Origin of the sequence: Enterobacter sp. 296B2, assembly GCF_034106185.1 — a bacterium.
Classification (GTDB): Bacteria; Pseudomonadota; Gammaproteobacteria; order Enterobacterales; family Enterobacteriaceae; genus Enterobacter; species Enterobacter cloacae_N.
Map to the genome: position 1 here is coordinate 136,911 of NZ_JAWNCA010000002.1, position 20,418 is coordinate 157,328.

At 56.8% G+C, this 20,418-nt stretch carries 18 protein-coding genes; 9 read left to right on the forward strand and 9 right to left on the reverse strand.

The window, feature by feature from the left end; genetic code table 11:
- Positions 1-178 precede the first annotated feature (178 nt).
- Positions 179-478 carry a DUF2755 family protein gene (locus tag URZ40_RS02255; RefSeq protein ID WP_014882725.1) on the forward strand — a complete coding sequence of 100 codons (300 nt, stop codon included), beginning with the start codon at positions 179-181 and terminating at the stop codon, positions 476-478.
- On the opposite strand, the gene URZ40_RS02260 is transcribed toward URZ40_RS02255, so the two are convergent.
- The 3 genes from URZ40_RS02260 to URZ40_RS02270 all read right to left on the reverse strand — a co-directional run bounded on the left by URZ40_RS02260 (position 475) and on the right by URZ40_RS02270 (position 3,456).
- Positions 475-1,572 (reverse strand): DUF1615 domain-containing protein, encoded by a 1,098-nt coding sequence (locus tag URZ40_RS02260; RefSeq protein ID WP_302220095.1) that lies wholly within the window; start codon positions 1,570-1,572, stop codon positions 475-477. The two genes, URZ40_RS02255 and URZ40_RS02260, sit on opposite strands and share 4 nt — an antisense overlap.
- Positions 1,573-1,586: 14 nt before the next feature.
- Positions 1,587-2,807, reverse strand: a complete 1,221-nt coding sequence (gene sbmA, locus URZ40_RS02265; protein WP_163330402.1) for a peptide antibiotic transporter SbmA — start codon at positions 2,805-2,807, stop codon at positions 1,587-1,589.
- Between the two features lie 115 nt (positions 2,808-2,922).
- Positions 2,923-3,456: an isochorismatase family protein gene (locus URZ40_RS02270; protein WP_116341677.1), complete on the reverse strand. Its 534-nt coding sequence runs from the start codon at positions 3,454-3,456 to the stop codon at positions 2,923-2,925.
- A gap of 204 nt (positions 3,457-3,660) precedes the next feature.
- Here URZ40_RS02270 and ampH point away from each other — a divergent pair, with 204 nt between their 5' ends.
- The 3 genes from ampH (at position 3,661) to URZ40_RS02285 (ending at position 7,757) form a co-directional block, all read left to right on the forward strand.
- Positions 3,661-4,821 carry a D-alanyl-D-alanine-carboxypeptidase/endopeptidase AmpH gene (ampH, locus tag URZ40_RS02275; protein WP_061099077.1) on the forward strand — a complete coding sequence of 387 codons (1,161 nt, stop codon included), beginning with the start codon at positions 3,661-3,663 and terminating at the stop codon, positions 4,819-4,821.
- 164 nt (positions 4,822-4,985) lie between these two features.
- On the forward strand, positions 4,986-5,960 hold the full coding sequence (gene hemB / locus URZ40_RS02280; RefSeq protein WP_061099078.1) for a porphobilinogen synthase: 975 nt from the start codon (positions 4,986-4,988) through the stop codon (positions 5,958-5,960).
- A 72-nt stretch (positions 5,961-6,032) separates the two neighbouring features.
- Positions 6,033-7,757, forward strand: a complete 1,725-nt coding sequence (locus URZ40_RS02285) for a lysophospholipid acyltransferase family protein (RefSeq protein WP_320719697.1) — start codon at positions 6,033-6,035, stop codon at positions 7,755-7,757.
- A 111-nt stretch (positions 7,758-7,868) separates the two neighbouring features.
- Here URZ40_RS02285 and tauD read toward each other — a convergent pair whose 3' ends face one another.
- The 6 genes from tauD to mmuP all read right to left on the reverse strand — a co-directional run bounded on the left by tauD (position 7,869) and on the right by mmuP (position 13,778).
- Positions 7,869-8,720: a taurine dioxygenase gene (tauD, locus tag URZ40_RS02290; RefSeq protein WP_116341681.1), complete on the reverse strand. Its 852-nt coding sequence runs from the start codon at positions 8,718-8,720 to the stop codon at positions 7,869-7,871.
- Positions 8,717-9,544, reverse strand: coding sequence for a taurine ABC transporter permease TauC (gene tauC, locus URZ40_RS02295; RefSeq protein ID WP_320719698.1), 828 nt, complete (start codon positions 9,542-9,544; stop codon positions 8,717-8,719). The genes tauD and tauC overlap by 4 nt, the downstream gene beginning before the upstream one ends.
- Positions 9,541-10,308 carry a taurine ABC transporter ATP-binding subunit gene (gene tauB, locus URZ40_RS02300; RefSeq protein WP_320719699.1) on the reverse strand — a complete coding sequence of 256 codons (768 nt, stop codon included), beginning with the start codon at positions 10,306-10,308 and terminating at the stop codon, positions 9,541-9,543. The genes tauC and tauB overlap by 4 nt, the downstream gene beginning before the upstream one ends.
- 10 nt (positions 10,309-10,318) lie before the next feature.
- Entirely contained in the window at positions 10,319-11,281 is a 963-nt protein-coding gene (gene tauA, locus URZ40_RS02305) for a taurine ABC transporter substrate-binding protein (RefSeq protein WP_320719701.1), read from the reverse strand.
- A gap of 177 nt (positions 11,282-11,458) precedes the next feature.
- The gene (gene mmuM, locus URZ40_RS02310) at positions 11,459-12,391 is read right to left on the reverse strand and encodes a homocysteine S-methyltransferase (protein ID WP_320719702.1); all 933 of its coding nucleotides are present in this window, start codon (positions 12,389-12,391) and stop codon (positions 11,459-11,461) included.
- Complete coding sequence (mmuP, locus tag URZ40_RS02315) at positions 12,378-13,778, reverse strand: S-methylmethionine permease (protein ID WP_116341691.1); 1,401 nt, start codon at positions 13,776-13,778, stop codon at positions 12,378-12,380. Before mmuP ends, mmuM begins: the two co-directional genes overlap by 14 nt.
- Positions 13,779-14,126: 348 nt before the next feature.
- On the opposite strand from mmuP, the gene URZ40_RS02320 reads away from it, so the two are divergent.
- The 5 genes from URZ40_RS02320 to URZ40_RS02340 all read left to right on the forward strand — a co-directional run bounded on the left by URZ40_RS02320 (position 14,127) and on the right by URZ40_RS02340 (position 20,410).
- Complete coding sequence (locus tag URZ40_RS02320; RefSeq protein ID WP_116341693.1) at positions 14,127-15,236, forward strand: AI-2E family transporter; 1,110 nt, start codon at positions 14,127-14,129, stop codon at positions 15,234-15,236.
- Positions 15,237-15,349: 113 nt separating this feature from the next.
- Complete coding sequence (locus URZ40_RS02325; protein ID WP_320719703.1) at positions 15,350-17,134, forward strand: diguanylate cyclase; 1,785 nt, start codon at positions 15,350-15,352, stop codon at positions 17,132-17,134.
- A 328-nt stretch (positions 17,135-17,462) separates the two neighbouring features.
- A complete protein-coding gene (locus tag URZ40_RS02330; RefSeq protein WP_320719704.1) occupies positions 17,463-18,536 on the forward strand; it encodes a catalase family peroxidase in 1,074 nt (357 codons plus the stop codon).
- On the forward strand, positions 18,533-19,117 hold the full coding sequence (locus URZ40_RS02335; RefSeq protein WP_320719706.1) for a cytochrome b: 585 nt from the start codon (positions 18,533-18,535) through the stop codon (positions 19,115-19,117). Before URZ40_RS02330 ends, URZ40_RS02335 begins: the two co-directional genes overlap by 4 nt.
- 798 nt (positions 19,118-19,915) lie before the next feature.
- A complete protein-coding gene (locus URZ40_RS02340; RefSeq protein ID WP_320719707.1) occupies positions 19,916-20,410 on the forward strand; it encodes a molybdopterin-dependent oxidoreductase in 495 nt (164 codons plus the stop codon).
- Positions 20,411-20,418 lie beyond the last annotated feature (8 nt).

A 20,418-nucleotide genomic window follows, 5' to 3' on the forward strand; every position in this document is an offset into this window, starting at 1 on the left:
CTGAAACGCGGCGCAGTTTCATTTAAGTTAACAAATTGTGACATGCTGCAGAAATCAACAATCCAGGAGAATTCCTGAGCGAAAATTACCACGATTCTGATATTGACAAATGCGATGACCTGTCAAACTCACTCCGTAAGACGCGAATTAAAACAGAGTGATATCTCGGGAGGTCAACATGGCTGACTTTACATTGTCGAAACCGATTTTTGGCGGCAAACCAAAAACCTCCACGGCGGGTAATATCGCGTATGCCCTGTTTGTCCTGTTCTGTTTCTGGGCTGGCTCCCAGCTGCTCAATATGCTGGTGCACGCGCCAGGCGTTTATGAACACCTGATGCAGGTGCAGGATAACGGACGCCCGCGGGTTGAAATCGGGTTTGGCGTGAGCACGCTGTTTGGCCTCGTTCCCTTCCTCGCGGGGTGTATGATTTTAGGCGTTGTCGCGCTCGTCCTGCGCTTTCGTCGTCGCCATTAAAGCCCCATACAGCGAGCCCGTCGATCGTCCACGCGTTTCGCGAACCATGCTGTTGTCAGGTTACGCGTGATCTTAGGGCTTTCCAGCTGAATACCCGGCAGAATAGCCCTCGGTAACGTTTTCCCACTCTTCTTCTCTGCAAGGGCAAATACCTTCTTGTAGAGATCCGTTTTCTCAAACGCCAGGCTGTCGCCTTTCTCAAGCTGACGCCGAATGTCGCTATTACTCATATCAAGCGCTGTCGATAATTTCCGGATCGCCCGCTCGGTGCTTCCCGCCTCGCTGCTGCCGTAGGCGATAAGATCGCCGTCCAGCGCCAGCTTGACGCCGCTTGCGCGGCTGACCGCACTCTGAAACGCCGCGTTACGGCTGGCATACCAGCCCGCGTTAAAGTCTGCAAAGCGGTACAGCGGCTCGCTGTAGTTCGCCGGATAGTTCAGCAGATGATACGTGCCGAACCACAGCCCGCCGCGCAGGGAGAAGACCTCCTGACGCACCGTACCGTCAATTTCCCACGGGTAGCCGTCGGTATGCTTCTCAGCAAACGCAATGCTCACCTGCATCGGGCCGCCGGTGTGAACCGGATTCAGCGAGCCAAACAGTTTCTGTCCCATCGGCACCATGTTAATGAAATCATCAAAGATGGCGCTGAGCTGTTTTTCGGTTTTCACCGTGTCCAGCCGTTCGCTGTAGCTTTTGCCGTTTGGCGAGGTGATTTTCAGCGCGGTATGCACGAGGAACACCGGGATATGCATTGATTCCGCGCGGCGGTCAATCTCTTTCCAGGCGATTTTGTTGAGACCCGGCACCACCGGGTCTGACTGGTACATCGACTCCTGCTGCGCCACCGCCAGCACCGAGCAGATATTCTCCTCGGTAGGGGCAATCTTCTGGCTTTCGAAGGTTTTTGCCAGCGCATCGGCCCACGCATTGCGATCCTTCACGCTGGCGGGCATTTTTTGCCGCACAACGCTTGCCACATCCACGGGCTTCTCACCCTTTTTAAGCGGAGTCGCCCCTTTTTCGGCGCAGCCCGCCAGAACGAGGGCAGCCAGCAAGGACAACGGTAACGCACGCGGTAAGGCAAAAGACATAGCAACTTCCTGTATTAGCTAAATGTGTTGGTGACTTCCTGCAGGTCACGATCGCCCAGCTCATGTTCAAAGCTGCGCAGACGTTTATAGATAGACATCAACTCTACCAGCGTGGTCCAGGAGTTGATCAGATACTGGAATGAGTTTCTGACCTGATCGAACACGTTCGTAATCTGGGTCAGTAAGCCCAGCGTGATTGTTCCCGCAACAATAGACGGGAACAACAGGAATAGTCCAAAAACAGTATCGACCTGCAGATAGAAAATACGGGCAATATTGAAATACATGTAGTGGAAATAGAGCCTGAAGTAGTTGAAACGGACGTTGCGGAACAGCTCTTTTATCGTCGGGGGCGCAGCGCGCGTTGGGTCGTCCTCTCCGTAGACCAGTTCCTTACGATAGGCCGCTTCAACACGCTGGTTCTTAAACTCTAAGCCCGGCAGCTTAATCCCGACGACGGCAAGCAGGCCTGTGCCCATAAGCGACCAAATCAGCGCCGGGATAAGCAGGCCGTACGGTAAATGTCCGACAATCGGCAATGCTGAAATATGGGGAGAAAGCGCGACCAGAATCGGTAAGAACGCAAACAGTTTCAGGATGGCATTAAGCAGGCTGACGCCCATATCCTCAAGCGTTGACGCGAAACGCATGGTGTCTTCCTGAACGCGCTGAGCAGCACCCTCAATATGACGCAGACGCTCCCAGTGCGTCATGTAGAATTCGTTCATCGCCGTACGCCAGCGGAAGACGTAATGGCTGACGAAGAAATTATTCAGCACCGCCACGGTGACAGCGATCATCGCAATGCCCATAAAAATTTTTAACTGATTATAAAGCTCGCCGATTGGCACCCTGTTAGGGGCGCTCAGCGCTTTCTGGATGAGATCGTAGAACGGGGCATACCACGCGTTAATGGCTACGCTCACTTCGACCAGAAACCAGGTGACAAAAATAATCAGCGACGTTCCCAGAATGGACCACGTCTGCCAGCGATGAGGGGAATAATTAAACCAGAACAGCGCAAACAGCCCCACGCACAGCGCGTAATAGGCATAAAACAGCAGATAGCTGAACGACCAGAAGCGCGCCGCGCTAATTGGCACCTCGCCTGTCGCCCCCACGATGCGTGCCAGCCATGCACCGCCGCCCGCCAGCCAGAACACGACCGCGATCAGTGCCCAAATAAATGCCGACAGGAAAAAAGGCCCCGGCTTTGGGAAAAAAGACTTAAACATGATGCTTCCTTCTTGTTGTTATGGTTGTTGCTGTGCTCAACGCATTACCACACGAATACCTTGCCCGGGCCGGTCTCCCGGCTCGGGCAAAAAGGTCAGACCCGTGGGTTGATTATTAGTTCGCTTTCCAGTTTTCGAGAATTGTTTCGGTGCGTTTCACCGCGACAGGGTTCGCCGGCGCAATGAAGTTTCGCCAGACGTCGTTGTGATGGTTAATCAGGATGTGTGCTTCAGCTGCCGGGCGGTTGGCGGTGGTATGGGCATCTTCCGCCACGGTAATGTGGTAACCCCGGCTGACGCCATTTTTGACCGTGGCATCAACGCAGTAGTCGGTGGCGCAGCCGCAAATGACAAACTCACGAATGCCCTGCTCGCGTAATAGCGTTTCTAGCGTGGTGTTGTAAAAAGCATCACACGCGGTCTTGGTCACGTACAGCGCGCCAGCGGGCTGATGGAGTTCAGGCAGCAACGCAAACCCTTCACTTCCCTCTTCCAGCCCCCCGGCCTCGGCATGCTGAATAAAAATCACCGTGTCGGCTGCCTGCGTAAGCTGGTTGATCAAAGAGACACAGTTCTTGCGCTGATGACGAGGGGTTTCAAACACCCCGTTCTGCATATCAACCACCATTACCACACGCTTTTCAGACATACCATTCTCCGCAAGATTGAGTAACACTGGTACCTATCATAAGCCCGATGTCACAAAATGGGAGAGCACTCGCAGGGAAATTCTTCATATTTACCCATGGTTACGTTTTTCTCGCTATGGTTATGCTAATCGGGGCATTGCACGGTGCCGATTAGTAGTATAAATACCCATTACTTTCCTCATTCACTTCATGGATGCTTTTCGTTGAAACGTTGTCTGCTCTCTTTTGCCGCGCTGTGTGCGGTGAGCTTCTCCACCGCCCAGGCAGCCCAGCCGCTGACGGCGCCCGTTTTGGCTTCAGATATTGCCGATCGCTACGCGAACCTTATCTATTACGGCAGCGGCGCGACCGGGATGGCAATGGTGGTCATCGACGGCAACCAGCGCGTTTTTCGCAGTTTTGGGGAAACGCGTCCAGGTAATAACGTTCGCCCGCAGCTGGATTCCGTTGTGCGCGTCGCGTCCTTAACCAAGCTGATGACCAGTGAAATGCTGGTGAAACTACTCGACCAGGGCGTGGTGAAGCTCGACGATCCGCTCAGCAAATACGCCCCGCCGGGTGCCCGTGTTCCGACGTATCAGGGCACGCCAATCCGCCTTGTGAACCTGGCAACCCACACCAGCGCTCTGCCGCGCGAGCAGCCGGGCGGTGCAGCGCACCGCGACGTTTTTGTCTGGCCAACGCGCCAACAGCGCTGGAACTACCTGAGTACCGCCACGCTGAAATCCGCCCCGGGATCGCAGGCCTCTTACTCGAACCTGGCGTTTGATCTGCTGGCGGATGCGCTCTCAGCGGCGGCGGGCAAACCTTATCCGCAGCTGTTTGAAGAGCAGATCACGCGTCCGCTGGGCATGAAAGACACCACCTTTACCCCTTCCCCGGACCAGTGCAAACGCCTGATGGTGGCAGAGAAAGGCGCAAGCCCGTGTAACAATACGCTGGCGGCCGTGGGCAGCGGCGGGGTCTATTCCACCCCTGGCGACATGATGCGCTGGATGCAGCAGTTCCTTTCTTCGGATTTCTACTCCCGCAGCAGCCAGGCCGATCGTATGCAGACCCTCATTTATCAGCGTACTCAGCTGCACCGCGTCATCGGGATGGACGTGCCGGGTAAAGCCGATGCGCTCGGCCTGGGCTGGGTCTATATGGCGCCGAAAAATGGCCGTCCGGGCATTATTCAGAAAACCGGCGGCGGCGGCGGATTCATCACCTACATGGCGATGATTCCGCAGTCCAACGTGGGCGCGTTTGTGGTGGTCACCCGTTCTCCTAACACGCGCTTCGTTAATATGAGTGACGGCATTAATAACCTGGTGGCTGAGCTGAGCGCCAATAAAGCCCAGGTGCTTACCGCATCTAACTGATCTTAATAATCTCAGGGCAAGCGGTTGATGTTAAACCGTTTGCCCCGAACGCTCCCCCTTCCGCAGTCTTGCATTATCTACCGCTAAACCGCCCACTTTAATAAACACCTCACGGTGCTTTCGGTTACACTAACCTTCTTTGTTCCACAAACATCAGGCATACCATGACCGATTTAATTGCACGCCCCCGCCGCCTGCGCAAGTCACCTGCACTGCGCGCTATGTTTGAAGAGACAACACTGACCTTAAACGATCTGGTGTTGCCGATTTTTGTTGAAGAAGAGATTGATGACTACAAAGCCATCGAAGCCATGCCGGGCGTGATGCGCATTCCTGAAAAATATCTGGCGCGCGAGATCGAACGCATCGCCAACGCGGGGATCCGCTCGGTGATGACCTTCGGCATCTCCCACCATACTGACGCGACCGGCAGCGATGCGTGGAAAGAAGACGGGCTCGTGGCCCGCATGTCCCGCATCTGCAAAGAGACCGTGCCGGAAATGGTGGTCATGTCCGACACCTGTTTCTGCGAATACACCTCCCACGGCCACTGCGGCGTGCTGTGCGATCATGGCGTGGATAACGATGCCACCCTGCTGAACCTCGGCAAGCAGGCTGTGGTCGCTGCCGCTGCGGGTGCGGATTTCATCGCGCCGTCTGCGGCGATGGACGGCCAGGTTCAGGCGATCCGTCAGGCGCTGGATGCGGCAGGCTTTACCGACACCGCCATCATGTCCTACTCCACCAAATTTGCCTCCTCGTTCTACGGCCCGTTCCGTGAAGCAGCTGGTACGGCGCTGAAGGGCGATCGTAAGACCTATCAGATGAACCCGCTGAACCGCCGCGAAGCAATTCGTGAATCCCTGCTCGATGAAGCTCAGGGCGCAGACTGCCTGATGGTGAAACCAGCGGGCGCGTATCTCGACATCCTGCGCGACATCCGCGAGCGCACCGAACTGCCGCTGGGGGCATACCAGGTGAGCGGCGAGTACGCGATGATCAAATTCGCCGCGCTGGCAGGGGCTATCGACGAAGAGAAAGTGATCCTCGAAAGCCTGGGGGCGATCAAACGCTCGGGCGCGGATCTGATCTTCAGCTACTTCGCGCTGGATCTGGCTGAGAAAAAAATCCTCCGCTAATCTTCACCAAACTGCAATACAACCGACATCTGCTCCTTCTACTGTCTTCTCAAGACGGCAGGAGGAGTAATCATGTTTAGCCTCGATAGCGTTCTCGACGATCTTTGGCCTCAGGCGAGGCCTGCACCCTGGCAAAAAAGTCTGTTAAAAAGGCTGTTTTACGAAGACGAATTCCAGCAGTTTGCCGCCGCTCACCGCCACCTGAAAGGGCTGGATATGGTGGAGCAAGTTCTGGAACACCTTGATATTCTCTGCACCGTTTCCGCCCGCGATCTCGAACAAATCCCCGAACATGGCCCGCTGGTCATTATTGCCAACCACCCGACGGGCACCCTGGACGGGCTGGCGCTGATGTACGCCGTCTCCCGCGTGCGACGCGACGTTAAAGTCGTGACCAACCGGATGCTGACCCACCTTGAGCCCCTCAGTTCTCTGTTTATTCCGGTCGACAATATGGGCGGCAGGACGGCGAAGTCGTCCCTGATTCAGATGGAGCAGCATCTGCAAAACGCGGGCGTGCTGATCTTCTTCCCGGCGGGAGAAGTTTCACGGCCCACGCGCAAAGGCATTCGCGATAAAAAATGGCACTCAGGCTTTATCAAACTCGCCAGCAAGCTGCGCGCCCCGCTGCTGCCGGTGCATATTCAGGCGCACAACAGCCTGCTCTTTTATGCCAGCACGCTGGTGTCACCGACATTGTCGATGCTGCTGCTGATGCAGCAGATGTTCCGCCGCCGCCACAGCCAGCTGCCGATTAAAATCGGCCAGCATATTGCGTGGAACAGCTGGTTTAGCGCTACCCTTTCGTCTCGTGAGATGGCCGAGCAGTGCCGTCAGCACGTGATGCGTCTTGGCAAGGGATTGCCTGGCGTTTTTAAAACCCAGTGTGCGATTGCCCGTCCGGAAGACCGGGCCACGCTGAGACGTGAACTGGCGCAGGCCGAGTGTCTGGGTAAAACCAGCGACGGCAAAACCATCTACCTGTGGCAGCGCAACGGGCAGGAAGAGGCTCCTCTTCTGCGCGAGCTGGGCCGCCTGCGCGAGATTGCGTTTCGTGCGGTGGAGGAAGGGAGCGGTAAACGCCGGGACACCGACAGCTACGATGATGATTATCTGCACCTGATCCTGTGGGATGAAGAGGATCTGGAGATTGTCGGCGCGTATCGCTTTATGCCAACGGCCATGCAGGTCGAAAAGCGCGGCGTTGATGGGCTGTACAGTTACAGCCTGTTTCACTACGACGACAAAATGCAGGACGTGCTGGAGCACGGTATTGAGCTGGGGCGCAGCTTTATTCAGCCGCGCTACTGGGGGCGTCGCGGTCTGGACTATCTGTGGTCCGGCATCGGGGCTTACCTGGCGCGTTACCCTCACTACCGCTACCTGTTTGGGCCCGTCTCCATCTCCGGCGGCTTACCGCCTGCGGCGCGGGATCTGCTGGTCGCCTTTTACCGCCTGTGGTTCCCGGCGACGCATCCACTGGCCGCGTCACGCCAGCCTTACCCGGCATCGCTGCCGGACATACTGGCACAGTTTGGCGGCGTGGATTACGTGGATGACCTGACAAAGCTGAAATCCCTGCTCGGTAATCTGGGCTGCGGCATTCCGCCGCTCTACAAGCAGTATTCCGAACTCTGTGAACCCGGCGGCGTACAGTTTATTGATTTTGGCAGCGATCCGGCGTTTAACAACTGCGTAGACGGTCTGGTGCTGGTGGATTTGTGTTACCTGAAGGCGAACCGCTATCAGCGGTATATTGAGGCGCATTTAACACCCTCACCCCAGCCCTCTCCCTAAAAGGGAGAGGGTGAAAAACGTACCACACAGCCCCTCGCCCTTTGTTCAGAAGGTGAAAACCGCACCGTACAGTCCCCTCGCCCCTTTGGGGAGAGGGTTAGGGTGAGGGGATCAAGGCGCACGATAAAACGGCTTATCCCCCAAAATCGTCGCCCGCTGCATAATCCTTCGCTGCGGCAGATAGTCCGCATTGGCATAGTGTTGCGTCACGCGGTTATCCCAGATCGCCAGGTCGTTCTCCTGCCAGCGCCAGCGCACCTGAAACTCCGGTTTAGTGATATGTGCGAACAGGAAACCTAACAGCGCTTCGCTCTCTTTTTCCGTAACGTCCACAATGCGCGTCGTAAATCCTTCGTTCACGAACAGCGCCTGCTTGCCCGTGACCGGATGGGTGCGCACCACCGGGTGCAGCAGCGGCGGATGCTTCGCCACCGCCTCCAGCCAGCGCTGGTGCTCCTCTTCGGTTTTACGGTACTTGTATTCCGGGAACGATTTTTTGAAGTCGTGCTCCGCCCGCAGCCCGCTCAGGAGCACCCGGAGCGGTGCGGAAAGCGCCTCATACGCCGCAATCCCGCTGGCCCACAGCGTATCCCCGCCCGTCTCCGGCAGCAGCTTCGCCGCCAGAATCGCCCCGGCGGGAGGCGTCTCGATAAAGGTCACATCGGTGTGCCAGTTGTCGTTATCCGGTGGGTTATCGTTGTGGGTGTCCAGAACGATAATCTCCTCCACCCCTTCCGCATGCGGATAGACCGGGTGGATATGCAGATCGCCAAAGCGCAGGGCCAGCGCGCGCTGCTGCTGCGGGGTGATCGCCTGTTCGCGCAGGAACACCACCTGATGGCGCAGCACCGCGTGGTACAGCTGCTCGAACTGGTTATCGCTCAGCGGACGGGTCACATCCAGGCCCGACACCTGCGCGCCAATGTACGGCCCCAGCGGGGTAATAGTCAGACGTTCACTCATTGTATTTCTCCATGCCAGGGCGTCAGGCGGCGCTGTAACGCGCGCAGCCCCAGTTCTAATCCGAAGGCGATCGCGGCAATTACCGCAATCCCTGCCAGCACCACGTCAGTCGCCAGGAACTCCCCCGCCGACTGCACCATAAACCCTAATCCTCGCGTGGCGGCGATCAGCTCTGCCGCCACCAGCGTGGACCAGCCCACGCCAAGCCCGATGCGTATCCCGGTTAAAATCTCCGGCAGCGCGCCCGGTAAAATCACGAACAGCAGCACCTGCGTACGGCTGGCCCCCAGCGACTGCGCCGCGCGGATCCGCACCTGCTGGGCGCTCTTCACGCCCGCCAGCGCCGACATGGCAACCGGGGCGAAAATCGCCAGATAAATCAGCAGGATTTTTGACGTTTCACCGATGCCGAACCAGATCACCATCAGCGGCAGATAGGCCAGCGGCGGCACAGGACGGTAAAGCTCAATCAGCGGGTCGAGGATGCCGCGCACCGTCGGGCTTAGGCCCATCGCGATCCCGACCGGAATACCGATAATCACCGCCGCCAGCAGCGCCACCAGAATGCGCGTCAGGCTTGCCCCAAGATGCTGCCAGAGTGTGGCATCCATAAAGCCCTGCGGCCCGGCGATGGTAATGAGTTTCTCCAGCACCTGTCCCGGCGGCGGCAGAAACAGCGGGCTGACCCACTGCAGGGCCGCAACCGCCCACCACAATGCCCACAGTACAAGCAGCGTACCGACGCTCAAGGTGATTTGGCGAGAGAAAGGCCAGCGCAGCGCCAGACGCGTGCGGCGCGTTTTTTCACTGAAAACGATGCTCATGAGAAGGCCTCCCGCTGCTCAAACACGCGGCTTAAGACGTATTCGCGTTGCTCAATAAACCGCGGGTCGGATTTGATGCTGCGCACGGGTTCGCCCGCGACGTAGCGGCGGGCGAAATCCAGCGGCAAGCGCTCCAGCACGCGCCCCGGCCCCGGCGAAAGCAGCACCAGCTCCGTCGCCATAAACACCGCCTCTTCGATATCGTGGGTAATTAACAGCACCTGCTTGCCCGTCTCATGCCACAGGCGCAGCAGCAGGGTTTGCATCTGCTCGCGGGTGAAGGCATCCAGCGCCCCGAACGGCTCGTCCAGCAGCAACAGCTGCGGATTGGCCGCCAGCGCGCGGGCAATGCCGACGCGCTGGCGCTGACCGCCGGAAAGCTGCCAGATAAAGCGTTTTCCCGCCCCTTCCAGCCCGACCTTTTTCAGCATCACCCGCGCCGTTTCCAGCCGCTGTTCGCGGTTAATGCCCGCAAGCTGTAGCCCAAACGCTACGTTTTCCTGCACGTTACGCCAGGGAAGCAACCCTTCGTTCTGAAAGACCACCCCGCGCTCGGCGCCCGGGCCTTCCACCTTTTTGCCTTCCAGCTGAATGGTGCCGTGCTGATACGGTACAAACCCGGCGATCAGATTCAGCAGCGTGGTTTTTCCGCAGCCGGACGGCCCGAGCACTACCAGCAGTTCACCGCTGCCCAGCGTCAGGTTGATGTCCTCCAGCGCGGGTTTCCCACCGTAATCGGCGTACAGGTTAGTAATATTCAGCATGGCGGACTCCTTATTTCACAAAGCGGTCGGTCACGTACTGGCTGTAATCTGCCGCCACCGCGGGCACTTTGCCCTGCTCTTTCAGGAAGGTGGCGGTATCAACAATCGCTTTGCTCACCGGCCCGTTCAGCTGCTGCACCTGCTGCGCGGGAGTCAGATAGGTATTGCCCTTCACCAGCCCCGGCACGTCCGCTTCCGGCACGCCGCTCAGGCGGGAGAGTTTTTCCAGGTTGGCGGGCTGCTTCAGCCATTCTTCCGGATTGCTGATGTACGGCTGCTGGGCGTCAATCGCGCTTTTGGCGAAGGCTTTCACCACCTCAGGATGCTTCTCGGCAAAGTCTTTGCGCACTACCCACACGTCGAGCGTCGGCGCCCCCCACTGGCCCACTTTTTCGGAGTCGGTCAGCACGGTGCCGTCTTTTTCCAGTTCGTTCACTGCCGGTGCCCACACGTAGGCCCCGTCAATATCGCCGCGCTGCCAGGCAGCGATAATCGCCGGCGGCTGCAGGTTGATGATTTGTACCTGACCCGGCTTGATGCCCCAGTGTTTCAGCGCCGCCAGCAGGCTGTAGTGAGTGGTGGAGATAAACGGCACGGCGATGCGTTTGCCGATCAGATCTTCCGGTTTGGTGATGTTTTTCTTCACCACCAGCGCTTCAGAGTTACCAAGCTGCGAGGCGAGCAGGAAAACCTCAATCGGCACCTGCTGGCTGGCCGCGACCGCCAGCGGGCTTGAACCAATATTGCCGATCTGCACGTCGCCGGAGGCTAACGCACGCACGACGGACGCGCCGCTGTCGAACTTGCGCCAGTCGACCTTCGCGCCGCTCTCTTTCGCAAAGGTATTGTCTGCTTGCGCAACCTTCGCCGGCTCCGCAGAGGTTTGATACGCGACGGTGACGTCCACCGCCTGCGCCTGAAATGCCCACAGCGCCAGCGCGCCGAGAAGTGTGATTCGCGATGAATTTACCATAGTGCCTGCTCCCCTTGTTGTTATGAGGGCAGTATTTCCGGCGCAGGAATTTTGATAAAGGAATAAAAAAGAATCGTTAATGACGATTCGTTTTTAGAAAAAAAGCGGGAAAGAATAGTTGGTTTTGTGCGGTTGGTTTTTTCCCTCTCCCCGTGGGAGAGGGTCAGGGTGAGGGCATCAGCGCTGCGCGTTCAGTTCCGCAATATCCTTCGGCGTGGTGCGACAGCATCCGCCGATTAACTTCGCTCCCGCCGCCAGCCACTGGGGCAGATACCCCGCCAGCGTCTCGCACGCTTCGCCGTGGTGATGCCAGGTTTTGGTTACCGCGTCATAATGCTCGCCCGAGTTCGGGTAAACCACCAGCGGCAGCGCCGTCAGGCTTTGCAGATGTTTTAACGCCGCGGTGGTGTTTTCCAGGGCGATGCAGTTAATGCCCAGCGCGACAATCTGCGGGTAGTTTGCCAGCACGTTGACTACGTCACGCAGCGGCGTACCATCGCTCAGGTGCTCGCTGTCGCGCAGGGTAAATGAGAACCACGCCCGGGCGCGGGGATACTCGGTCAGCAGTGCCGCCAGCGCCTTAATCTCCTCAAAGGATGGTAGGGTTTCGCAGGCCAGCAGGTCAGCGCCCGCATCCAGCAGCGCTTCCACGCGCGGGCGGTGGAATTCTGTGAATTCTTCGGCGCTAAGCACGTAGTCGCCGCGATACTCTGAGCCATCCGCCAGATACGCGCCGTAAGGCCCAACGGATCCCGCCACCAGCAGCGTGCCCGCATGCGGATTTTCAGCCAGATACGCTTCGCGCGCCTTGCGCGCCAGCTCCACGCTTTTGCCAATCAGCGCGCGGGACTGCGCCTCGTCCAGACCGCGTGCCGCAAAGCCCGCAGGCGTGGCCTGGTAGCTGGCGGTGATCGCCACCTGCGCGCCCGCGCGGTAGTAATCACGATGCACTTCGCGAATAAGATCCGGGTTTTCCACCAGCACTTTGGCAGACCAGAGGCTGTCTGCAAGGTTACAGCCGCGCGCTTCCAGCTCCGTTGCCATTGCGCCATCCAGCACCACAAACGGCTGTTTTTCAAGGATGGCGGTAAGCGGATTATTCTGCGACATGTTCAGGCTCCTGCGATGTCATATTTCGGGTCAGATAGTAGGCACCATAACACAGGGCGACGAACGGAAGCCCGCAATAAAGGGCAATCCGCTGGCTGGGGTCAAACCACAGGCCGACGCAGGCCACCACGCAGAGGATAAAACCGAGCACTGGCACCAGCGGATACCACGGCGCGCGGTACTGCAGCGCAGAGAGCGGCTGGCCGGACTGCAGATGACGACGGCGGAAAACGAAGTGCGACGCGCAGATGCTGATCCACACCGCCACCACCGCAAAGCCAGAAATGGCCGAGAGCGCCACAAACACCGTGTCCGGGGCCACCACGCTTGAGAACAGCGCCAGCACGCCGCCGAGCATGGAAACCGAGAGCGCCGTCAGCGGCACGCCGTTTTTGTTCACGCGGGCAAAGCAGCGCGGGAGCGTTTTCTCATTCGAGAGCGACCAGAGCATGCGGCCAGACGCGTACAGCCCGGAGTTCGCCGCCGAGAGGATCGCCGTCAGGATCACGAAGTTAAAGATATCAGCCGCATAAGGAATACCGACCTTCTCAAACACCAGCACGAACGGGCTCTTTTCCACGCCCGCCTGCTGCATCGGGATCAGCGCCGCCAGCACAAACACGGTGCCGATAAAGAAGATGATCAGCCGCGCGATGGTGGTGCGGATTGCAACCGGAATGACCTTATGCGGATTTTCCGTTTCACCCGCCGCGATGCCGATAAGCTCGGTCCCGGAGAAGGCAAAGTTCACCGCCACCATGGTCATCAGGATCGGCAGGCCGCCGTGCGGGAACCAGCCCTCGGCAGTGAGGTTGCTTAAACCCGGCGCGGGTGAACCGTCCTGCATCGGGATGAAACCAAAGACCGCCGCCCCGCCGAGGATGATAAAGGCGACGATGGTGATGACCTTCACCAGCGAGAACCAGAATTCCCCTTCGGCAAAGAAGCGTGTGGAGATGACGTTAAGGCCAAAAATCACCACGCAGAAGACCACGCACCACGCCCAGACGGGCACCTGTGGGAACCAGTACTGCATGCAGAACCCGGCGGCGGTAAAGCTCGACCCGAGCGCCACCGTCCAGGTCAGCCAGTAGAGCCACGCCACGGTATAGCCCGTCGCCGGGCCAAGATAGCGGGCGGCATAGACGTGGAACGCGCCGGTTTCCGGCATCGCCACGGAAAGCTCGCCCAGACACTGCATCACCAGCCAGACCACCAGCGCGCCGATCAGGTACGCCAGCAGCGTGCCCGCCGCACCGGTGGTGGAGATGATGTATCCCGTATTGAAAAACAACCCTGTCCCAATCACGCCGCCCAGGGAGAGCATAATCAGGTGGCGTGTTTTCATGGTGCGCTTAAGCTGCCCATTTTCTTGTTGTGTTTGCATATTACCTTCTATACGTATGGACATCTAAACATCCAAAGAAGGTGTTATACCGCGATTATTAACAAAAAGCTAGATGACCAGACGCAAGCGGGCGCGCCGCGCGCTGAGTCTGGGGTGGGTTGTGAGGATCACATAGAGAATCGGACGCCAGGCCATAAGCACCTCCGCAAGCAGATACTTACAGCATGGTGCGGGAGCGTGCGATCTTCGGTCAGTCGAAAGTGCTATCCGTGAAGCGCGAATTCATACCGCTATAGTGCCCTACAGGCTGCCACCCGGCGCAAAGGTTGGTAATTCTCACAATCAGTTCTATAGTCGACACAGTTTATTAGTAACCAGGACTGACTGATGCGCTTTAACGGACTGACCAAAGGTTTCTTTATTTTCATTCTCGCCCTTGTGACCTGGGCCTTCTTCGACGTGCTGTCGCCCTACTTCTCCGCGATACTGTGGGCCGCTATTCTGACCGTCATCTTCAACCCGGTAAAAAACAGGCTGCGCGCCGCGCTGGGGGATCGCAACGGGCTGGCCTCGCTGCTGACGATTGGCATTATCTGCCTGATCGTCTTCATCCCGCTGATGGTGATCCTCTCCTCGCTCGCCATTGAGCTGAACGTGGTTTACACGAAGCTCCAGGAGAACAACACGCAATTCCCGGAAGTGGTGGCGAGCATCTTTAACCACCTGCCGGACTGGGCCAGCGGCTTCCTGGCGGACCACAACCTGACCAACGCGGCGCAGATCCAGAAAAAACTCTCCGACGTCGCGCTGCAGGGCGGGCAGTATCTGGCGGGCAGCGCGTTCCTGATCGGCAAAGGCACGTTTGGCTTTGCCATTAGCTTCGGCATCATGCTTTATCTGCTGTTCTTCCTCCTGAAGGATGGACCGTATCTGGTGCGCCAGATCCTCGACTCCCTGCCGCTGTCCGATTTTGTTAAACAGCACCTGTTCGCCAAGTTTGTCGGCGTCTCCCGGGCGACGGTGAAAGGAACGGCGGTAGTGGCCGTCGTTCAGGGCACGCTCGGCGGGATCGCGTTTGCCATCGCGGGCATCGACGGCAGCGTGCTCTGGGGCGCGCTGATGGCGTTCCTCTCGCTGGTCCCCGCCGTCGGCTCGGCGATTGTCTGGGTGCCAGCCGCCATCTACCTGTTCGCCACGCACCAGCTGTGGCAGGGGCTGTTTATTGTCGGCTTCTTCGTGATAATCGTCGGGCTGGTGGACAATATCCTGCGCCCGTTGCTGGTGGGGAAAGACACCAAAATGCCGGACTACCTGATTTTGATCACTACCCTCGGCGGTATGGAGCTGTACGGCATTAACGGCTTTGTGATTGGGCCGCTTATTGCCGCGCTGTTTATCGCCTGCTGGAACCTCTTCTCCGGACGCGATCACGAAGGCAACGCCGAAGAGCTGGACGCGGATTTCATCGAAGAGGGAAAAAACTCTCCTGATTTGTAAGAACAGGCGTTCTGAAAGGCGGCGCTGTGCCGCCTTTTTTTTCGCTCTGAATCAGAGGTTTTCTATAATCTGAAAGAACGTTCTTCCATTTTTGCCGTAGAGGAAACCAACAGGTGCGAATCGCCACGATCACAAACTGGGCTTATGGGGTCACGGTGTGCCTGACCATTGCTTCCGGCATCGTCATGGTGATGGCTTCCCATGCCGACAACATAGAACGTGAGGCCGTAAAACAACGGCAAACCTTTGATCAGCTTACGGAAGAGATTGAAATAGACGCCTGGATGCTCTCTGATCTGGCGCGACTTTATGCCATCAAAAAAGAGCCTGACGTGCTGGAGAAATATCAGGCGAAAGAAGCGGAACTGAAGAATATTGAACATTCGCTGCAACAGCTCAAAAACACGGGAGCATCGGGTGAGGAGCTGGCGCTGCTGTATGACGGACTGAAGATTGTTGACGAACTGCAGGATGAGCAGCAGGCAGCCATTGACGGCATCACCCGGGGCGAAGATCGGCAAGCCGTTGCGTTACTCTTCGGTAAAAGTTATGAACTGGAATTAGAGCGGGCGCAGAGTAACATCGACCGCTTTCGCCTGCTGCTGGACAAGCGCATTATCGCCGACGTGCAGGCTGCCACCAGAACGTCAAAAGCGCTTCGTACCGCTTCAGAGGTGATGGTCGGACTGACCGCCGTGCTCTTCCTGTTTGTGATGGGCTTTATCCTCAAGCGTCGCGTGCTGCGTCCGGTGGTACGCCTGAGCGACGTCGTTCATCGTCTGGCATCACAGGATTACGCCGTCGAACCCCCGAACTTCACCCAGGTTGATGAGATAGGCGATATGGCTCAGGCCATCCGCATCTTCCGCGAAAACGGCCTTGCGCGACAGCGGCTGGAAAAAGAGCGCGACGCCGACTGGGCCATCCGCGAGCTGCTGGCGCGCATGACGCAGCGGCTGCAGGGGTGTGAAAACTTTAACGATGTCATTAACGTGGCGGAGATGTTTGCTCCCAACATCGCGCCGGGTATAGCGGGACGGCTCTACGTTTTCGATCGCGATCCGTGGCAAATGCGCTGCGCCGCCCAATGGCTTTCACCGACCGGTGATGAGACCACGTTCCACCCCGATGCGTGCTGGGCCGTGCGTCGCGGTCAGAGCCACCCGCCGGTTAACGGTGAGCCGGATGTCGCCTGCTATCATCTCCCGGCGTCACAGGCGGAAAGCGCGCTGTGCGTGCCGCTTATCGCCCAGGGCGAGGCTATTGGCCTGCTCTCGTTCCAGAACATCACCCCGGAAAATGCCCCTTCCCGCGCGTATCTGGAACTGATGGCCGAGGCGCTCGGGCTGGCGCTGGCAAACCAGCGCCTGCGCGACGCGCTGCTGGAAAAAGCCTTATTTGACCCGCTTACCGGCCTGCGTAATCGCCATCATCTGGAAGACACCCTGCATACTCAAATGACGCAGGCCATGCGCAACGGCGAGCCGTTAAGCTGCATGATGATCGACATCGATCACTTCAAAAGCATCAATGACCGCTTTGGTCACGAGGCCGGCGATGGGGTGATCAAAAACGTGGCGTCGATTGTTCAGCGGGCCGCGCACGATAGCGGGCTGGCGTTCCGCTACGGGGGCGAGGAGTTTCTGGTTCTGCTTCCCAATGCCGGTGAAGCAGAGGCGCACGCCTGCGCCCAGAAGATTTACAACGCCGTGCATGAACTGTCGCTTCGCTACGGGCTGACCGAGATTGGGCCGGTGGATGTGTCGATTGGTATCGCCAGCTATCCAGAGCATGCTCAGAGCGACAACCTGCTGCGCGCCGCGGACGTGGCCCTGTACCGGGCGAAAGAACTGGGACGCTCGCGAATTGTGAGTTTTGGGATGCTGGAGGCGGGCTAGGCCACCCGCCGGGTGGCAGACGCAAGAATATCGGGTATCAGAAAATGATAAACTTTTCGTGATATTCTTTTTTGATCGGGTTTACCTCATATACTCTTCTCAGAGCGGACAAACGCACGTTATAAAAATACTGACTTTTCAGTCTGTTATTATTTAGCGCGCAGGTGGCCGCCTCATCATAAAAATATCCTCTGGCATATTAACCACGGCGTTAATGTTACCGCGATTATAAAAAAATAATCGCCTCATCTTTACCCCTGTATTAATGCATGCAGCGCAGAAGGTTGTGAGCATGGCAGGCATTATTCTTCACAATGGAAAAACGTCTATGTCTAAAGTGGATTTACGATCCAAAAAAACCTGGGGAGCGCTGGCCTTAATTGCCGCGATCGCGGGGGCGATGGCTTCCGCATTTGCGTGGACGGCGGGCTGGCTTGGTTCACGCACCATCAGCCAGGCATTAGTCCCGGAAACGCCAACGCCGTTTCCTCCTGGATTTCGCCGTGCGCACGGCAAAGGGATGTGCTTTACCGGAAACTTCGTTCCTGAAGGAGCTGCGAGGTCACTGTCTACTGCGCGTCTCTTTTCACAAACGGAAACGCGCGTTGTCGGCCGGTTCTCTATTGGCACTGGCAACCCCTACGCGGCGGATAACTCAACGAAAACCCTGAGCATGGCACTGATGTTCAGCACAGACGACAAACAGCAGTGGCGTATGGCAATGAACAACGAGCCCTACTTTGCCACCCGGGATCCAGAAGGCTTTCTGGCTCTTCGCAAAGCAACCGCGCCAGATGCAGCAACCGGCAAACCGGATCCGCAGCGCCTCGCTGCATTCTTAAAAGCCTATCCGGAAGCAGAGAAATACCTTAAATGGGCGGCACACAAACCCGCACCCGGCAATTTTGCTGGCGCAACGTTCTACAGCATTAACGCCTTCTACCTTGTTGACGCCCACGGTAATCGCCAGGCGGTGCGCTGGATGATGCGCCCGCACGATCCTTTTATATCGTTGAGCGAGGCGCAGCGTCAGACAGCCGATCGCAACGCCATGTTCGAGGGCGTCAGCCAGAGACTTGCTCAGAAACCACTCTACTGGGATTTCGTTCTTCAACTCGCGCAGCCGGGTGACCCGGTGGATGACCCTTCCCAGCCGTGGCCGAACGATCGCAAGCAAATTGTGGCCGGAACGCTGGAGGTGACGCAGGTGGAAGCCCAGGCAGAGGGTCCCTGCCGCGACGTTAACTTCGACCCATCGACGGTTCCAGCGGGTGTGGAAGTGTCTGCCGATCCTGTCCTGAACGCGCGTTCTGCCGCGTATTCACACTCTTTCAGCCGCCGCGAGCGGGAAATTGGCTACGGCAAGGCAACCGAGGCCGTTCAAATGCAGGAGGTTAAATGAACCAGAACCGTGAAGGACAAGAAAAAACGCCCCAGCATTTCAACGCGCTGGCTCGAGGGCTGCACTGGCTCATGGCGGCGATGATTCTGGCAATGCTGTTCATTGGTACGGCAATGATGACGACGCTCCATCATCGGATAGCGCTAATCGACCTGCATCGCCCTCTGGGGATTGCCATACTACTGCTGGCGCTGCTCCGTCTGATGAACCGCCTGCGTAGCCAGCCCCCCCAGCTCCCTGCAGATTTGCCCTTCTGGCAGGTATTTGCGGCAAAGGCGTCGCACTGGCTGCTGTATGCGCTCATGCTGGCAATGCCATTTTTGGGCTGGGCGCAGCTGTCGGCAGCAGGCTTGCCCGTCGTTATGTTTGAGGGTTTTAACCTCCCACCGATTGTGCCAACAAGCCCAACGCTTTTCGCATGGTGCCACGATGCCCATAGCCTTCTGGCGAAACTCCTTTTTGCCGTGGTGCTCTTACATATTTCAGCCGCATTAGTTCATGCCTGGATCTACCGGGACAGCGTTTTTGCCAGCATGGCGAAAAGCGGCAAATCGGCGAGTCAGCCGCCTCAAGAGCGCTAACATTCCCATCGCCCAACCGCGTCCGTTTGTTTAATTCCCCTGTTCGCTACCCGGATGGAAATCGGGTGGCGCATCATTTAGCAACCGGAGCGAGGCATATTGTTTTCGCTCTGGGTACACCTTGAAATACCACGAAAATATTATCGACACTCCCGATATTATGCCGAACATTCCTGGGCTCCCCTGCCAGAATAAACGCGACTGATATATTAAAGAAATGGATAATATCCACAGACGAAGGTCTAAGATTTTTCCTGGAAAAATGGAAGCAGCTCTACGACATTTTTACTCTTTCGCCATCGGTACAAAGTCAGGTCATAATTTCAGGCGTGACAAATAAAGATTACTGTTCGCGCACCCAACAAACTTCTAAAAAAAGACTGTCGCCTGTCGCCCCGTCGTCAGACATGCAGGGGCACGATTTAGCAGGGTAGCATAGAGCATGAGCGGGTAGCATTCCGGCGCCTGCCCGGGCGGATAACGACACCTCTTTCAGGCGTTAAGTACGTTTAAAGGGTTTGTATCACAGATGAATCTGCGGAGAGAAAAACGAGAGTCAATAAAAACGATCGTTTTTTAAACGCCAGAGAGTTTATTCAAGTAAAGCCAGCGGATCTAAAAAAAATGACGCGTTTAAGGCTCCTTACTCTCACCATTGCAAAATCACGCTAACCATATGATTTTTAAGTAATTTAAAAGATAACCACTGCAAAGATAAGGGTGGCTCAACAAAATATATAAACTAGTAGGATTACTAAATTATAATTCATATACTTCTGTTCAAAAGTGGAGGCCATAATGCGATTAACCCTAATGCTGGTATGCTGTCTGGTTCAGAGTTTAGCCTGGGCGGGTGAGTTGCCGAAACCCGCGGGAAAACCCATTTTGACGATTTACGGTAATATAGAAAATACGAACGAAGCTGGAAAAGCAGTGTTTGATCTCGCCAGCCTTGAAAAACTGGGTATGGTGAGCTTCGAGACGACCTCTCCCTGGTATACGGGCCGCACGAAGTTTGAGGGTATTCCAATGAGCAAGCTCATGGATTATGTTGGGGCAAAAGGGACTAACGTAAATGTGATTGCGCTCAATGATTACGCTACCGCTATACCTCTTAGTGATTTTAAAAAATATAATGCCATTCTTGCCTTAAAGATTAATGGCGAATATATGCGCATCCGCGATAAAGGACCCTCATTCATTGTATACCCTTATGACAGTCTTCCTGAGTTGAATAATCAGATTTATTACTCGCGTTCAGCATGGCAGGTTAGCAAAATGAAGATTGAATAGCAGTTCAG

Coding starts and splice junctions, on each gene's coding strand:
- URZ40_RS02255 (WP_014882725.1), top strand. CDS start 179: ATGGCTGACTTTACATTGTCGAAACCGATTTTTGGCGGCAAACCAAAA.
- URZ40_RS02260 (WP_302220095.1), bottom strand. CDS start 1,572: ATGTCTTTTGCCTTACCGCGTGCGTTACCGTTGTCCTTGCTGGCTGCC.
- sbmA (WP_163330402.1), bottom strand. CDS start 2,807: ATGTTTAAGTCTTTTTTCCCAAAGCCGGGGCCTTTTTTCCTGTCGGCA.
- URZ40_RS02270 (WP_116341677.1), bottom strand. CDS start 3,456: ATGTCTGAAAAGCGTGTGGTAATGGTGGTTGATATGCAGAACGGGGTG.
- hemB (WP_061099078.1), top strand. CDS start 4,986: ATGACCGATTTAATTGCACGCCCCCGCCGCCTGCGCAAGTCACCTGCA.
- URZ40_RS02285 (WP_320719697.1), top strand. CDS start 6,033: ATGTTTAGCCTCGATAGCGTTCTCGACGATCTTTGGCCTCAGGCGAGG.
- tauD (WP_116341681.1), bottom strand. CDS start 8,720: ATGAGTGAACGTCTGACTATTACCCCGCTGGGGCCGTACATTGGCGCG.
- tauC (WP_320719698.1), bottom strand. CDS start 9,544: ATGAGCATCGTTTTCAGTGAAAAAACGCGCCGCACGCGTCTGGCGCTG.
- tauB (WP_320719699.1), bottom strand. CDS start 10,308: ATGCTGAATATTACTAACCTGTACGCCGATTACGGTGGGAAACCCGCG.
- tauA (WP_320719701.1), bottom strand. CDS start 11,281: ATGGTAAATTCATCGCGAATCACACTTCTCGGCGCGCTGGCGCTGTGG.
- mmuM (WP_320719702.1), bottom strand. CDS start 12,391: ATGTCGCAGAATAATCCGCTTACCGCCATCCTTGAAAAACAGCCGTTT.
- mmuP (WP_116341691.1), bottom strand. CDS start 13,778: ATGCAAACACAACAAGAAAATGGGCAGCTTAAGCGCACCATGAAAACA.
- URZ40_RS02320 (WP_116341693.1), top strand. CDS start 14,127: ATGCGCTTTAACGGACTGACCAAAGGTTTCTTTATTTTCATTCTCGCC.
- URZ40_RS02330 (WP_320719704.1), top strand. CDS start 17,463: ATGTCTAAAGTGGATTTACGATCCAAAAAAACCTGGGGAGCGCTGGCC.
- URZ40_RS02335 (WP_320719706.1), top strand. CDS start 18,533: ATGAACCAGAACCGTGAAGGACAAGAAAAAACGCCCCAGCATTTCAAC.
- URZ40_RS02340 (WP_320719707.1), top strand. CDS start 19,916: ATGCGATTAACCCTAATGCTGGTATGCTGTCTGGTTCAGAGTTTAGCC.